The sequence below is a fragment of the Flavivirga jejuensis genome (assembly GCF_030540765.1).
GTDB lineage: Bacteria > Bacteroidota > Bacteroidia > Flavobacteriales > Flavobacteriaceae > Flavivirga > Flavivirga jejuensis.
The window spans coordinates 22,451-38,834 of sequence record NZ_JAUOEL010000001.1; the positions used below are offsets into that span (position 1 = coordinate 22,451).

A 16,384-nucleotide genomic window follows, 5' to 3' on the forward strand; every position below is an offset into this window, starting at 1 on the left:
AACCTAGAATTTAATGGCGAATCCAGTATAAACCCCTATAAAGAAAGGTTTAAAATCGCCAGATGTATTATTAAATGTGTTAATTTGATATTTAAACATAGGCTCTAAATTCAAGTCTATCTTTTTAGATATTTGATAATTTAAACCCAATCCCAAATTAGCACTATAACTTACTTTGTTTATATTATTTGCTTTACCTATAAGTGTTTTTTCACCACTATTTGCCTCAGAGAATATTTTATTATTATTTAAAAAGAATGAGCTAAAGCCACCAATAAAATTAATTCCTAATTTTTTGTCTGAAAGGGCGTATTGAAATTCCAAAGGAATCTCGATATACCCCATATCTTGATTAATAGAAATGTTATCTGACGATGACAATGATTCAGGAGTGTCATTTGATACGAAACTTTCATCACTAACGAGAACGACTTTTTCTTGAACACTATTACTAGTATTGTTGTTGGTTTGAATAGCATCAACATTTTGTAATGTAAGACTACTTGAGGCTTTACCTATAGTTTGAAGAATAACCGCACCGTTAGTGTTATATCCCAAATTAACCTTATTAATACCAGAACGGATACTTAGCCTTTTGTTAATAGCATAACTAGTAGAAATACCATAACTCATATTAAGTTCACCACTTTTAGAATTATTATTGAATTGAGAACCTCCTATTGAAGAACCTTTTCCTAAAGTATTAAAATAAACAGGCGCAGCATTTGGGGCGATACTCCACCTATTTGATTCTTTCTCTTTTTCAATAATGTCTTTGGTTTTATCTATGGCTTCTTCTATGCTAAGCTTATTTTCTTCTACTGTATCATTAATTACAGTTTCTGTATTTTCTTTTCTGATCCCTGTAATTGCAGTATTATTTTTTGAAGTGTTATTTATGATCTTTTTTGCTTTTTCTTTATCAATTAATGATTCTTTATTTTGTTGAATAACTTGATTGTTTTTTTCAGAATGAGAAGCAATGGCGGTACCATTTTTCAATGTATTTTGAAGTTTTTCTGGATCTCTTTTTTCTTCAGAATTATCTGTGATAACAATATTGTTTTTTGATTGATTAATAATGTTATCAGGATCATTTTTTTCTTCAAGACTCTTTGCAACGGCGGTATTACTTTCAGTATTTGATAATTTGTTGATTGTATTTTGTTGCCTATTTGCAGAAAGATTAGTACCCTTTTTGCTTTCATCATTGTTTTTTGAAGCAGGTGTTTCTACAATTGATGATTCTTTTGAAATTATTATTTTCTTAGATAAAGGGTTTGTTTTAATTTGTGGCTCACTATCTAAATTTTCATTTTCATTAGAGCCAGTGTTAGTAACAGCATCTTTTGTATGATACAAATTATTAGGGTCGTCTTTTTTAAGATCTGAAGATGTTGTGTTTTCAGTATCGGTATTAGTTATTTCATTGGTTGGAGTTGTATTATTATTAAAATAAGCACCACCAATAGTTAATAAAAGCAATAATAACGCAGCAACACCAGCATAACGCCACCAAATAGGAATAACACGACGTTTTTTCTTTTCTGGGTTAAGTTTAGCTTCTATATTTTCCCAAACAGCATCACTAGGAATGGCTTCAAAATCTTTAAAGCTTTCCTGAAACAATCTGTCAATATGTTTTTTATCACTCATTATAATGATTGTAAACTTTGTATTGTCTTATATTTTTCAATAGTTTCCTTCAAACTTTGTCTGGCACGTGCCAAATTAGATTTTGAAGTCCCTATATTTATATCTAACATGTCTGCTATATCTTTATGTGAATAACCATCTAATACATATAAGTTAAAAACCAACCTATATCTGTCTGGTAATTCTTGAATAATTTGTAAAAGATAATCGATGGATATAGCATCTTCATCGACTTCTAGTTCAACATCTTCAATTACATTTTCATTTATAATATCAAAAACCTTTTCGTTTCTGTATCGTTGCAATACTGTATTTACAGTAATGCGCTTTAACCAACCTTCAAAAGAACCTTTATTCTTATACTGTTCAATTTTTTTAAAAATTGTTAAAAATGCGTCTTGCAAATTATCTTCAGCTTCGGCACGATTTCGTGAATACTTTAAGCATACAGAAAATAGTTTACTCGAAAAGAGTTTATATAATTCTCCTTGGGCTTTCGTATTATCAACTTTACAATTTTCTATGAGTTGGTCTAAACTCAAACTAAAACATGTATTAAATTAATTCTTAATTTTTAGTCAACTACGGGTATTTCGATAGTTAAATATTGACTTTCCCCATCTGTGTCTTTTCCTTGCCAAAATTTAAAAATATAAGAACCATTGCTTGTAACCGTAAAGTCGAAAGTTGCTTCTACCAATTCTTCTTGTAGGTTTTCGCAATTGTCTCTTTCAAAGACATAGTTTATTGGAGCAATAGTACGTTCATTATTTTCTTTTAAATAATAAAATTCTTTAAACGCATGACAGGTTGAGGGTCTAAGGTAAGAAACAGTAACTGGATATGTTTCTCCTAGGGTAAATTCATCAGGAATATCAACACTCTCAACTGGTAGAATTTCAAGACTGAAATTCTGATCATCATCATCAAGACTACACGAAGATGCAGATAAAACAGCTATTAAACAAAGAACAAAAAACTTTTTCATAGGTAAATACATTTTAGGGAGTAATATACATGCTTATTTTATGTAGATGCTTAAGAAATAAAAAGGTTGCGTGTAAAATCAAAAAATCCCGAATTAACGGGATTTTTTAATTATTCTGCTACTACTATTTTTCTGACTTTTCCTTCGAGTTCGTCCATGAGTTCGGGATTATCTTTAATAAGAGCTTTTACAGCATCACGCCCCTGCCCCAGTTTCGTGTCATCATAACTAAACCAAGAACCGCTTTTCTTTACAATTTCATGTTCCACAGCAAGATCCAATATTTCACCTACTTTAGAGACACCTTCTCCGTACATAATATCAAATTCTGCCATTTTAAAAGGAGGAGCTACTTTATTTTTAACCACTTTTACTCGGGTTTTATTACCAGCAACACTTCCGTCGGTTTCTTTAATTTGAGTAGAACGACGTATATCTAATCTAACAGAAGCGTAGAATTTTAAAGCATTTCCCCCTGTTGTGGTCTCTGGGTTACCAAACATAACCCCAATTTTTTCACGTAATTGGTTAATAAATATAACGGTACAGTTGGTTTTACTAATAGAACCTGTAAGTTTTCTTAAAGCTTGAGACATTAATCGAGCGTGTAAACCCATTTTAGAGTCTCCCATTTCACCTTCAATTTCACTTTTAGGTGTTAATGCTGCTACAGAATCGACTACCACAATATCAATAGCTCCAGAGCGAATTAAATTATCGGCAATCTCAAGGGCTTGTTCACCATTATCTGGTTGCGAAATAATTAAATTATCAATGTCTACTCCTAGCTTTTCAGCATAAAATCTATCAAAAGCATGTTCAGCATCTATAAAAGCAGCAATACCGCCAGCTTTTTGAGCTTCAGCTATAGCATGTAAAGTAAGTGTGGTTTTTCCAGAAGATTCTGGACCATAAATTTCTATAACACGTCCGCGTGGATATCCACCAACGCCTAAGGCAATATCTAAGCCTAAAGAACCAGACGGAATAGCTTCTACATCTTGTACAGCTGCATCGCTCATTTTCATTACTGTTCCCTTTCCGTAAGCTTTGTCTAATTTATCTAATGTAAGTTTAAGTGCTTTTAATTTGGCTTCTTTTTCGCTGCTCATTTATAATTTTTTTTTCTGAAGTTATGCCTGCTAAAATACTACATCTTTTATCATGATACAATAATAGTTTTCAACATAAATTCAGAAATAAAAAGACTGATTATTAATTTAAAAAAAATAAAGTGCCATGGCGCAACGCAACCTTTTTACATATTTTGCATCTACTAATTAAAGTGGAAAATTTTGCTATGAAAAAGAATTAAATTGAAATTTTTCAAACAAACAATTTTAATAATGTATTAGGTGTTTCAGTAACTGTATATTGTAAATAGTAACTGTAAAGCCGATGGTGACTAAACTCGTGAGATATTATTTAAAGAAAATTAAATTAATATTAACGGATCAGTCAAAAAAAAGCACTTTATATTTACTAAAGTGCTTTTTTTATACAATAAATTGTGACACGTCTTTAAAATTGTATTTTTGCCCCTTAGTTTCATTTTTCTTTCCCTTTAGGAAGGCTAGGATGAGAATTCTTTAACCTTATAAATTAGTATAGCATGCAACTGTACAATAAATTAAGTGCAAAAGAAAGAGCCGAATTAATTGATAAAGCAGGAAAAAATCGATTAACACTTTCTTTTTACCAATATGCCAAAATTGGCAACCCACGAGTTTTTAGAGATCATTTGTTTATCACTTGGGATGCATTAGATGTCTTAGGCCGAATTTATGTTGCTCACGAAGGTATTAATGGTCAATTATCACTACCAGCCGATCGCTTTAACGAATTTAAAGCACATTTAGATACCATTACATTTTTAAAGGATATCCGATTAAATATTGCGGTAGAGCAAGACAACAAATCGTTTTTAAAGCTAAAAGTAAAAGTGCGTAACAAAATTGTTGCCGATGGTTTAAATGATGCTACGTTTGATGTTACAAATAAAGGAATCCATGTAGGGGCAAAACAGTTTAATAATCTTATAGAAGACGAAAAAACGGTTTTGGTAGATATGCGGAACCATTATGAAAGTGAGATAGGCCATTTTAAAAATGCCATAACACCAGATGTAGATACTTTTAGAGAATCTTTAGATATTATTGAGGACGATTTAAAAACTCATAAAGAAGATAAAAATCTTGTAATGTATTGCACTGGAGGAATTCGCTGCGAAAAGGCAAGTGCTTATTTTAAGCATAAAGGCTTTAAAAATGTATATCAATTAGAAGGGGGTATTATTGAGTATGCACGTCAAGTAAAAGAAGAGCATTTAGAAAATAAATTTTTAGGTCAAAACTTTGTTTTTGATGACCGAAGAGCAGAACGTATTAGTGCAGATGTTATAGCGAATTGCCATCAATGTGGAACCCCGTTCGATGTACATACTAATTGTGCTAATGAAGCTTGTCATTTACTGTTTATTCAATGCGATTCTTGCAAAGAAACCAATGAAAACTGTTGTTCTACCAATTGCATGGAAATAAATAGGCTACCTTATGAGGAGCAAAAAGAATTGCGCAAAGGACAAGGAAATAGTAACGATATTTTCAAAAAAGGACGGTCTGAAGCTTTAAAATTCAAATAAGATGCAGCATATAGAATTAATGGCTCCAGCAGGAAACTTTGAATCGCTTCAAGCAGCTTTAGATAATGGCGCAGACTCTGTTTATTTTGGTGTAGAACAGCTAAATATGAGAGCTAGGGCATCAATAAACTTCACTTTAGATGATTTGCCTGAAATTTCAAAGCGATGTAAAGCAAAAAATGTAAGAACGTATTTAACATTAAATACAATCATTTACGATCATGATTTATCTATCGTAAAAACACTTATAAATAAGGCAAAGGAAGCAGATATTACAGCTGTAATAGCAATGGATCAAGCTGTAATAGCTTCGGCACGAGAAATTGGTTTAGAGGTGCATATTTCAACCCAAATTAACATTACCAATATTGAAACGGTTAAGTTTTATGCGCTGTTTGCAGATACTATGGTGTTGAGCAGAGAATTAAGTTTGCGTCAAGTAGCAAAAATTACCGAAGCTATTGAAAAAGAACAAATAAAAGGACCTTCGGGTAAATTAATAGAAATTGAGGTATTTGGTCATGGGGCGCTTTGTATGGCTGTTTCTGGGAAATGTTATATGAGTTTGCATTCTCAGAACTCATCAGCAAATAGAGGGGCTTGCAAGCAAAATTGTAGAAAGAAGTATACAGTTATAGACCAGGAAACTGGTTTTGAAATGGAATTAGATAATGAATACATCATGTCTCCCAAAGACTTATGTACCATAGATATTTTAGATCAGGTAGTAGAATCTGGTATTAAAGTATTAAAAATTGAAGGGAGAGGTCGAGCTCCAGAATATGTTGCCAGAGTTATAAAATGTTATAGAGATGCTATTGATAGTCTTGAGAATAAAACCTATAATAAAGAAAAGGTTATTTCCTGGATGCAAGAATTGGAAAAGGTTTATAACCGCGGATTTTGGAATGGTTATTATTTAGGACAGAAATTAGGAGAATGGAGTAATGGTTCTGGGTCGCATGCAACCCAAAAAAAGGTGTATATAGGTAAAGGTGTGCATTTTTATACCAAAGCTAAAATAGGGGAATTTAAAATTGACGCTTACGATGTTGCTCTTGGAGATACTATTTTAGTAACAGGACCAACCACGGGAGCTAAAGAAATGGAAGTAAATGAGATGTTGGTAAACGATGAAAAGTTAACAATAGGCTCTAAAGGTGATACGATAACGATACCATTAGATTTTAGAATAAGACCTTCTGATAAATTATATAAGATTGTTGAAAATAAAGCCGAAGCTTAATGGTTGTTATTACATTACAACGTAATAAGTGTATAGGCTGTAATTACTGTGTGGAGTTGGCTCCTAACCAATTTCAAATGTCTAAGAAAGATGGTAAAACCGTTCTTTTACATTCAAAAGATAAAAAAGGATTTTTTACAGTAAAATCTAACGATGATGTTATTTTTGATGCATGCGATAAAGCATCCAAAGCATGTCCTGTAAACATAATTAGTGTTAAGAATGTTTAAGTTTAAGTAAACATAGCATTATTACCTTTGTTCGTAAGAACTAAATTGTCTTATTAAAATAACAAGAGGAACTTCGGAAAAGAGAAGGAAACAGTACTCTTCTCTTGAGCAGTCCCAACTGTAGTTAAAAAGGATGTGCTTTAGTCCATTTGACTTTCAGCTTCTAAAAAAAATGACACGAATTTCACAAACTCACAGGAATTTAGTTTTACCATGTTTATTCTTTTTCTTTTGTTTTTCAAAGTAGATTTAACTAGGAAACGAGTTAAATTGATAAAATTTAAGTTGTTAAAAAAAAATCAGATTTTATTCATGAGAATAGGAAGAAAATATAAAAACTTGTGAATTCGTGACAAAAAAATCTCAAAAAAAGTACGAGTTTGCCCTGCGCATTTACCTTATAAAAAGGATTTAAGGAATATTTTTAATACATTAGGCAAAAAAAGTAAATGAACGTTTACAAGCTTTTGCGGTTAAATAGGAAAATTAAAAGCCATAGAATTAAATTTTTTGGTCTTTGGTTATTACATACTTTTAATAAACGCTATCTAGCAGTAAATCTAGATCCTGTATTGGCTTGTAATTTACGTTGTAAAATGTGTTATTTTACAGATGCGGATTATGTGAAAACATTAAAAGGTCAATTTAAAGAAGAAGAACTTGATTTGATTGCTAAAGCTATTTTTAAAAGGGCTTTAAAACTTCAAATTGGTTGTGGAACAGAACCAACATTATATAAGAACTTAGTAAAGATTGTTAAACTAGGAAAGGAATATAAAGTACCTTATATTTCTTTAACCACAAATGCGAATCTACTTAATGAGGAAAGTATTGAAGCGCTTTTAAAAGCAGGGTTGAATGAATTTACGATATCGCTTCATGGAGTGACTAAAGAAAGTTATGAAGGATTTATGAAAAAGGCTAGTTACGAAAAGTTTCACAATGCCTTTAATGCTTTGCAAAAGCTAAAACAGAAATACGATTTTAAAGTTCGCATTAATTATACATTTAATAAAGATAATTTTTATGAACTTAAAGATCTTTTTGCTCATTTTAATGGAGCAAGTTTTGATTTACTTCAAGTTAGACCAATTCGAAAACTAGGGAATACAGAATATAGTGATTTTGATTTAGAACCTTTACGTAAAAATTATTCTGAGACCATTCAAAAAATTAGAGAAGACTGTAAAGCTAATAATATTACTCTTTTAGCTTCAGATTATATTCCAAATAAGGAGTTAATTAATGATTCTAGTTTAATATTTGATTATACTTTTTGTTATGTTTCTCCAGATAGCTTTTGGAAAAAAGGTTTTAATTGGAAAGAGGAGTCGTTTAATCAATACTCAAAAAAAATTGGTTGGAATAATCAACTTTTTTTAAATGTTTTCAAATCCAAAAAGAAGCTTAGATCTCTTTCAAATAGACTGAACTACGAAGTGGAGTTTAATTAGAAATCTTTGTTTTTAGTTTTTAGAATAGTCTTATCTTTACATTTCAAAATGATTATTAACCTTCATTCGTAATATAATAATTATTAACGAATTCAATATATAAATATATGGCTTGCGCAAGTTGCTCTACTAAAGATGGCCAACCTAAAGGCTGCAAAAACAATGGTACTTGTGGTACAGACAGTTGTAACAAGCTAACTGTTTTCGATTGGCTAGCAAATATGTCGTTGCCCAGCGGAGAAAAACCATTCAATTGGATTGAGGTACGTTATAAAAACGGAAGGAAAGAATATTATAATAATAAAGAAAATTTAACACTTAGTATTGGGGATATTGTAGCTACCCAAGCAAAAGCAGGTCATGATATTGGTATGGTTACCCTTACGGGGGAATTAGTGCGTATTCAGATGAAACGCAAAAACATATCGGATAAGAAAGAAGAGGCTTTAAAAATTTACCGAAAAGCAAGTCAAAAAGATATTGATATTTGGTCGTCTGCACGCGATAAGGAAGAACCAATGAAAGTAAGGGCGCGCCAGTTTGCAATTGATTTGAAATTGCAAATGAAGATTTCCGATATCGAATTTCAAGGAGATGCCAGTAAAGCTACTTTTTATTATACGGCCGAAGAACGCGTTGATTTTAGAGAGCTTATAAAAGTTTTTGCTCGCGAATTTAGAACGCGTATAGAAATGAAACAAGTCGGGTTTCGCCAAGAAGCTTCAAGACTTGGAGGTATTGGATCGTGTGGCCGTGAGTTATGTTGTTCAACATGGTTAACAGATTTTCGATCGGTAAGCACATCGGCAGCAAGATACCAGCAGCTATCATTAAATCCTCAAAAATTGGCAGGACAATGTGGTAAATTAAAATGCTGTTTAAATTATGAACTAGACACCTATCTTGATGCCTTAAAAAGTTTTCCTAAAACAGATACAAAAATATATACCGAAAAAGGTACTGCAGTGTGTCAAAAAACAGACATTTTTAAAGGGCACATGTGGTATGCTTATGAGGGAGAATGGAATAATTGGTATAAAATAACGACGAGTCAAGCCAATGAAATTATTCAACTAAATAAGAAGAAGAAGAAAATTGCTAGCCTTGAAGAATATGCTTCAGAGTTAGTAGATGATATTAAAGCTGAATTTGAAAATGTTGTAGGTCAAGACAGTTTAACGCGTTTCGATAGTCCGAAATCGAATAATAAACGTAAAAATAATAAAAGAAGGAACAATAGGAACAATAAAAATAATAAGAACAACAGAAATAAAAGAAAACCTCAAAACAGTAAAAATGCAACAAAGTAATGTATTATTATTTCTTTTAATGTCTTGTTTAGTCTTTGTGTCTTGCGATTCTAATCGCGTTTTCGATACTTATAAGTCGGTTCCTAACAAATGGCATAAAGATTCTATAATTAGTTTTAAAGTAAACCCACCAGATTCTACGAATGCGTATAATCTGTTTGTTAACTTAAGAAACACTAATGACTATAAGTACAATAATTTATTTTTAATAGTTGAAATGAGTTTTCCACATGGTAAAACTATTAAAGACACTTTAGAATATAGAATGGCAGACCCAAGCGGAAAATTTTTAGGCACAGGCTTTACAGATGTTAAAGAAAATAAGCTTTGGTATAAGGAGCAAGTCGTTTTTGAAGAAAAAGGAGACTATACCGTTAACATACAACACGCTATGCGAGAAAATGGAAAAGTGAATGGTGTTATAGAGTTAGAAGGTATTACAGATGTTGGTTTTAGAGTTGAAAAACCGTAAAAAAATAAATAATAGATCCCCCAAAATTCTGATTTTTTTTCAGAATTTTACCGTAAGAATTTAATATTATAAAGTTTAATGGCAAAAAAGAAACAAGCAACAACAACTCAAGATTTTTCAAAATACATCCGTTGGTTTTGGATGCTATTTTTAGGAGGAATACTTTCGGTAGTGCTTATATTTTTAGTTACATCCTTTTTTGGGGATCTACCAGACCACACAGTATTAGAAAATCCTAAAACCCATTTAGCAACTGAGATTATTTCATCTGATGGGAAAACTTTAGGCAAATTCTATTTAAATGATAATAGAACCCCAGTAGGTTATAATGAGTTACCACAAAATTTGATAGATGCATTAATTGCGACAGAAGATGCACGTTTTCATGATCATGCAGGGATAGATGCTAGAGGGACGCTTCGAGCTATTGTTAAATTAGGCTCTGGAGGAGGTGCAAGTACTATATCTCAACAACTGGCTAAACAATTATTTACAGGGGTGGCTTCAAAAAATATAATTGAACGAGTCCTTCAAAAAGTAAAAGAGTGGATTATAGCTGTTCGTTTGGAGCGTCAATATACTAAAGAAGAGATTATTGCTCAATATTTTAATATTTATGATTTTGGTAACAATGCAGATGGTATTCGCAGTGCAGCTGCAATCTATTTTGATAAAGAGCCAAGTGAATTAAATATGAAAGAGTCTGCTATGTTGGTTGGGATGTTTAAAAATTCTTCATTATATAATCCAAGAAGAAACCCAATAGGAGTAAAAAATAGACGTAATGTTGTTTTACATCAACTGGAAGACTATGATTATATTAATGAAACTGTAAAAGATTCACTTCAAAAAACGGCGTTAGATTTACGTTACACACCACAGTCACATCGTGATGGTATTGCTACTTATTTTAGAGCATATTTAGATGGTTTTATGAAAGATTGGATCAAGGAGAATCCGAAACCAGATGGATCAAATTATAGTTTATACAATGATGGTTTAAAAATTTATACTACCATAGATTCGCGCATGCAACAATATGCAGAAACTGCTGTAGGACAGCATATGCCTAGGCTACAAGCAGAGTTTGATAATCAAAATACACCTAAACGTAACCCAACGGCACCGTTTTTAGAACTTACAGGAAAAGAAATAGATCTTTTATTGAAACGTAGAATGAGGCAAGGTGAACGATGGAGAATATTAAAAAAAGCAGGAAAGTCTGATAAAGAGATTGAAGCATCATTTCAAAAACCTACAAAAATGACTGTTTTCAAGTGGGAAAAAGGAAAAGCTTCAGAAGTAGATACCATTATGAAACCTATAGACTCCATGCGATATTACAAATCGTTTTTAAAAACAGGAATGATGTCTATGGATCCTTTAACGGGGCATGTAAAAGCATGGGTTGGAGGTATGAATTACAGGCATTTTCAATACGATATGGTAAAACAAGGAAAACGTCAAGTAGGCTCTACATTTAAACCGTTTGTTTATACCACAGCTATAGATCAGTTGCATTATTCGCCTTGTGATGAATTTCCAGACACACCATTTTGTATAGAGAAGGGTAAACATGGAAACATGGAAGAATGGTGTCCTAAAAATTCTAATGGAGAGAATGATTATGGAGGTAGCAGAACTTTAAAAAATGCTTTAGCGAACTCTGTAAATACCATAACAGCAAGATTAATTGATAAGGTAGGGCCGCAACCTGTTGTGAATTTAGCAAAAAACTTGGGAATTCAATCCGAAATACCTCCAGTGCCTTCAATAGCTTTAGGGGTTCCAGAAATAAGTGTCTACGAAATGGTTGGTGCTTATGCTACGTTTGCAAACAAAGGTGTTTATACAAAACCCGTAATGGTGACTACTATTCAAGATAAAAATGGTGCTATTTTATATCAGTTTAAACCAGTAACACGAGATGTTTTAAGCGAAGAAACTGCTTATGTTGCAGTGAAACTTATGGAAGGGGTTACGCAAGGAGGTTCTGGAGTAAGATTAAGACATAGCTCTGCAACTAGCCCAGAATACAAAAAAATCATTACAGGCTACCCTTATGGGTTTAAAAACGATATTGCAGGAAAAACAGGGACGACTCAAAACCAAAGTGATGGTTGGTTTATGGGTATGGTGCCTAATTTAGTTACTGGTGTTTGGGTAGGTGCAGAAGATAGATCTGTCCATTTTTCAACTGGCAGATACGGACAAGGAGCTGCTATGGCATTACCAATTTGGGGGTTATACATGAAAAGTTGTTATGCAGATAAAGCTTTAAGTATTTCTAAAGAACCATTTGAAAAACCTTTAAATTTATCTATTAATGTAGATTGTTCTAAAGTTTCAAATACTATTGATAGTGATGAAGGTGATGATCTTCCCGAAGATTTAAACGGATTTTAAAACATCAATCATAGTTAACACTAATAATAAAAACCATTCTTTTTGAATGGTTTTTTTATTGGTATTTTCTCTATAAATAAAATTCTACTCAAATCGTTTAATTTTATTGATATAATAAGTTATTGTGTAATTATTTTAAAAATAATTCATTTATACGTAATTTTATGCAGTAAAAATTTAATAAAAATGATTAATAAAAAGGTTGCTAGTGTTCAAGATGCTCTTAAAGGAGTATCGGATAACATGACATTTATGCTTGGAGGGTTTGGACTTAGTGGAATTCCTGAAAACGCTATTTCAGAATTAGTGAAACTTGGTGTTAAAGGAGTAACATGCATCTCTAACAATGCTGGAGTTGATGATTTTGGACTGGGTTTACTGCTTCAAAAAAAGCAAATAAAAAAAATGGTATCGTCTTATGTGGGAGAGAATGATGAATTTGAAAGTCAAATGCTTTCAGGTGAATTGGATGTAGAACTGATTCCTCAAGGCACGTTGGCCGAGCGTTGTCGGGCAGCCCAAGCGGGTTTCCCAGCTATTTATACACCCGCAGGTTACGGTACCGAAGTGGCTGAGGGTAAGGAAACTCGGGATTTCGATGGGAAAATGTATGTGTTAGAGCATGCTTTTAAAGCCGATTTTGCATTTGTAAAAGCTTGGAAAGGTGACGTAGCGGGTAACTTAATTTTTAAGGGGACTTCTAGAAATTTCAACCCTAATATGTGTGGTGCTGCAAAAATAACGGTCGCTGAGGTTGAAGAGTTGGTTCCTTTAGGGGTTTTAGATCCTAATCAAATTCATATTCCTGGCATTTTTGTGCAACGTATTTTTCAAGGAACCAATTATGAAAAGCGTATTGAACAGCGAACAGTAAGGTCAAAAAGTTAAAGTGCTTGTCATTCCTGCAAAACAGGAATCCACTTTTACAAATATTAAGTTTCAAATAAAAATTTTCGTATTCAAGGGAATAACAAAATAGGAAAATATAAGATTTCCACCTTCGCGGAAATGAAAGAAGTATAATTATATGTTAGATAAAAACGGAATAGCAAAGCGAATAGCAAAAGAAGTAAGAGACGGGTATTATGTAAATCTGGGGATAGGTATACCAACTTTAGTAGCAAACTATGTAAGGAGCGATATAGAAGTAGAATTTCAAAGTGAAAATGGTGTTTTGGGTATGGGACCGTTTCCGTTTGAAGGCGAAGAAGACGCGGATCTTATAAATGCAGGAAAGCAAACCATAACAACATTGCCAGGAGCCAGTTTTTTTGATTCGGCTATGAGTTTTTCCATGATACGTGGGCAACATGTAGATCTCACCATTTTAGGTGCTATGGAAGTTGCTGAAAATGGAGATATAGCTAATTGGAAAATACCAGGCAAAATGGTAAAAGGTATGGGAGGCGCTATGGATTTAGTTGCTAGCGCCGAAAATATTATAGTTGCTATGATGCATACAAATAAAAGAGGTGAATCAAAACTTTTAAAACAATGCTCATTGCCGTTAACTGGTGTAGGTTGTGTTAAAAAGATAGTAACAAATATGGCAGTACTTGAAGTAACAAACAAAGGTTTCAAACTTTTAGAACGTGCTCCAGGAGTTTCTGTAGATGATATAAAAAAGGCTACTGAAGGTACTTTAATTGTAGATGGAAATATTCCCGAAATGGAATTGTAATATGCTGCTTATTACGAAAAAATGATCCCTTATAAACATTCAATTTGAAAGTTTTCTAGCAAAAGGTTCAAATTAAATGACTGCTAAAAGAATATAAATCAGATTAAAATCGATGAAATGTTAAAAATTTGTGCATTTTATCGATTTTTTATGTTTTTAATCTGGTTTATAGAAAAATTGTTTCATATTTGTAGTCCCCAAAATTATCAAACAAAAATAGATTTCCCCAAATCTACCATAAATTTAAAAACTTATGAAATTTGCAACAAATCTACCTGAACAACCTACATTAAGTGAAAGTAAATTTAAAGAAACACTTAAAAGTAATTTGAGATTTTTAAAAAGTTTACTGTATTTAACAAAAAAAGTATTTATGCTATAACCCTTTGGGTATAGCATAAATTAATTTTTTAGTATATGCTTCTTTGGGCGTATTATAAATAACATCTGCATCGTCCAATTCTTCTATTTTACCATTATTCATCACTAATAATTGATCAGACATATATTTTACGACAGCTAAGTCATGTGAAATAAAAATATAGGTAAAACCAAAAGTTTCTTTAAGCTCATTTAAGAGGTTTAAAACTTGTGCTTGAACAGATATGTCTAATGCAGAAACAGATTCGTCGCATACAATTAATTTTGGCTGTAGTGCTATGGTTCTTGCAATTCCAATCCGCTGTCTTTGTCCACCAGAAAATTCATGTGGATATCGGTTAAAATAGTCCTCAGACAATCCAACACGATTTAAAATATCTATAACTTTTTCTTTTCGTTCTTTATCCGAATTAAAAAGCTTGTGAACCACCATAGGTTCCATGATAGCTTCACCAACAGGAATTCTAGGATTTAATGATGCGTATGGATCCTGAAAAATAATTTGAATGTCTTTGCGAAGCTTTTTAATTTCTGAATGCCGTAATCTTGTAATATCAATACCATTATATAATATTAATCCAGCAGTTGCTTTATCTAGTTGAAGAATAGCATTGCCTAATGTAGATTTACCACAACCAGATTCTCCTACTAGTCCCAATGTTTCTCCTTCATACAATTTGAAACTAACATCATTAACAGCCTTAAATGATTGCGGCTTGGTAAACCAACCCGATTTAGAAATATATTCTTTTTCAACATTTATAACCTCTAGTAGCGGTGCTTTGTTATATAGTTTTTCGTGTTGAAGTTTACGTTGCTCAGTTGTAATGATTTCGTTTGAAGTTGTGCCATTTAGATAATCATCTATGGTTGGTAATGTTTTTAATCGAGTATCTAATGAAGGTCGTGAGTTAATAAGTGCTTTTGTATACACATGTTTTGGTGATTTAAAAATAGTTGAAACATCTCCCTGTTCAACAATATCACCTTTATACATAACTAGAACTCTATCGGCTATTTCAGAAATTAAAGCCAAATCATGAGTAATGAAAATAACACTCATTTTTGTCTCAATCTGCAAGGTTTTTAATAATTTAATAATTTCTTTTTGAACAGTAACATCGAGTGCTGTCGTAGGTTCATCTGCAATTAAAATATCGGGCTTGCAAGCAATGGCTATAGCAATCATAACACGTTGTTTCTGTCCGCCAGAAATCTCATGCGGATAAGAATTGTAGGCTCTTTTGGTGTCTGGAAGTTTTACTTTTTCAAATAATATAAAGGTTTCTTCTTTTGCTTCTTGTTTAGAAAGTGTCGTGTGTTGTAATAAAATTTCTTGAACCTGTTTTCCACAGGTCATTGAAGGATTTAAAGAACTCATAGGTTCTTGAAAAATCATGGCAATTTTTTTTCCACGAATATTTTGAAACGCCTTTGAAGCAAGGACGCTTAAATCTTTGTTATTATAGTTAATACTTCCTGAAGTAATTTTTGAAATATTTTTTGGCAATAAACCCAAAATAGCTAAAGATGATACTGATTTTCCCGAACCAGACTCTCCCACAATACCCAATATTTCATTTTTATTCAGATGATATGAAATGTTATGAATCACTTCGTTTTCTCCAAATGAAATGGAAAGATTTTTAATATTTAAAATAGTGTTTTCCTGCATTTATATAAATTGAATTATACTAAAATAAATTCAGCACAGGTTTTTTTGATTCGTTAAGGCTAAAAATATAAACATAGCCAAAGTTACGGTTCTGTTTTTAAAACGTCAAATAAGCAAAAAACAATAATTTAAGACACGAATTTTCCTGCCTGCCAGCAGGTTTAAATCTGTATGTAGACTTAAGATAGACTGAAAGTCTGGGTCGTGTTTATGTTAGACATAGAGATATTAACCACATTACGAT

General features: G+C 32.2%; 14 protein-coding genes. 9 read left to right on the top strand and 5 right to left on the bottom strand.

Translation table 11 applies throughout. The features are described from left to right. Window positions 1-3 precede the first annotated feature (3 nt). The 4 genes from Q4Q40_RS00120 to recA form a co-directional block, all read right to left on the bottom strand. Entirely contained in the window at window positions 4-1,656 is a 1,653-nt protein-coding gene (locus Q4Q40_RS00120) for a porin family protein (protein ID WP_303299637.1), read from the bottom strand. Beyond that, window positions 1,656-2,198 carry an RNA polymerase sigma factor gene (locus Q4Q40_RS00125; protein WP_303299638.1) on the bottom strand — a complete coding sequence of 181 codons (543 nt, stop codon included), beginning with the start codon at window positions 2,196-2,198 and terminating at the stop codon, window positions 1,656-1,658. Before Q4Q40_RS00125 ends, Q4Q40_RS00120 begins: the two co-directional genes overlap by 1 nt. Before the next feature lie 32 nt (window positions 2,199-2,230). Continuing rightward, window positions 2,231-2,644, bottom strand: coding sequence for a hypothetical protein (locus Q4Q40_RS00130; RefSeq protein ID WP_303299639.1), 414 nt, complete (start codon window positions 2,642-2,644; stop codon window positions 2,231-2,233). 110 nt (window positions 2,645-2,754) lie between these two features. Then, on the bottom strand, window positions 2,755-3,756 hold the full coding sequence (recA, locus tag Q4Q40_RS00135) for a recombinase RecA (RefSeq protein WP_303299640.1): 1,002 nt from the start codon (window positions 3,754-3,756) through the stop codon (window positions 2,755-2,757). 500 nt (window positions 3,757-4,256) lie between these two features. Between recA and trhO the strand changes: the two genes are divergently transcribed. The 9 genes from trhO to Q4Q40_RS00180 all read left to right on the top strand — a co-directional run bounded on the left by trhO (window position 4,257) and on the right by Q4Q40_RS00180 (window position 14,084). Beyond that, window positions 4,257-5,285: an oxygen-dependent tRNA uridine(34) hydroxylase TrhO gene (gene trhO, locus Q4Q40_RS00140; RefSeq protein ID WP_303299641.1), complete on the top strand. Its 1,029-nt coding sequence runs from the start codon at window positions 4,257-4,259 to the stop codon at window positions 5,283-5,285. A gap of 1 nt (window position 5,286) precedes the next feature. Beyond that, window positions 5,287-6,531 carry a peptidase U32 family protein gene (locus Q4Q40_RS00145; protein WP_303299642.1) on the top strand — a complete coding sequence of 415 codons (1,245 nt, stop codon included), beginning with the start codon at window positions 5,287-5,289 and terminating at the stop codon, window positions 6,529-6,531. Beyond that, entirely contained in the window at window positions 6,531-6,761 is a 231-nt protein-coding gene (locus Q4Q40_RS00150) for a ferredoxin (RefSeq protein WP_303299643.1), read from the top strand. The genes Q4Q40_RS00145 and Q4Q40_RS00150 overlap by 1 nt, the downstream gene beginning before the upstream one ends. Window positions 6,762-7,210: 449 nt before the next feature. Next, window positions 7,211-8,215, top strand: a complete 1,005-nt coding sequence (locus Q4Q40_RS00155) for a radical SAM protein (RefSeq protein WP_303299644.1) — start codon at window positions 7,211-7,213, stop codon at window positions 8,213-8,215. A gap of 107 nt (window positions 8,216-8,322) precedes the next feature. Next, window positions 8,323-9,525, top strand: a complete 1,203-nt coding sequence (locus tag Q4Q40_RS00160) for a PSP1 domain-containing protein (protein WP_303299645.1) — start codon at window positions 8,323-8,325, stop codon at window positions 9,523-9,525. Then, a complete protein-coding gene (locus tag Q4Q40_RS00165) occupies window positions 9,512-9,997 on the top strand; it encodes a gliding motility lipoprotein GldH (RefSeq protein WP_303299646.1) in 486 nt (161 codons plus the stop codon). The genes Q4Q40_RS00160 and Q4Q40_RS00165 overlap by 14 nt, the downstream gene beginning before the upstream one ends. 78 nt (window positions 9,998-10,075) lie before the next feature. Then, entirely contained in the window at window positions 10,076-12,403 is a 2,328-nt protein-coding gene (locus tag Q4Q40_RS00170) for a penicillin-binding protein 1A (protein ID WP_303299647.1), read from the top strand. 186 nt (window positions 12,404-12,589) lie between these two features. Beyond that, complete coding sequence (locus Q4Q40_RS00175) at window positions 12,590-13,291, top strand: CoA transferase subunit A (protein ID WP_303299648.1); 702 nt, start codon at window positions 12,590-12,592, stop codon at window positions 13,289-13,291. Window positions 13,292-13,430: 139 nt separating this feature from the next. Further along, a complete protein-coding gene (locus Q4Q40_RS00180) occupies window positions 13,431-14,084 on the top strand; it encodes a CoA transferase subunit B (protein ID WP_303299649.1) in 654 nt (217 codons plus the stop codon). Between the two features lie 376 nt (window positions 14,085-14,460). Here Q4Q40_RS00180 and Q4Q40_RS00185 read toward each other — a convergent pair whose 3' ends face one another. Beyond that, entirely contained in the window at window positions 14,461-16,140 is a 1,680-nt protein-coding gene (locus Q4Q40_RS00185; protein ID WP_303299650.1) for an ABC transporter ATP-binding protein, read from the bottom strand. Window positions 16,141-16,384 lie beyond the last annotated feature (244 nt).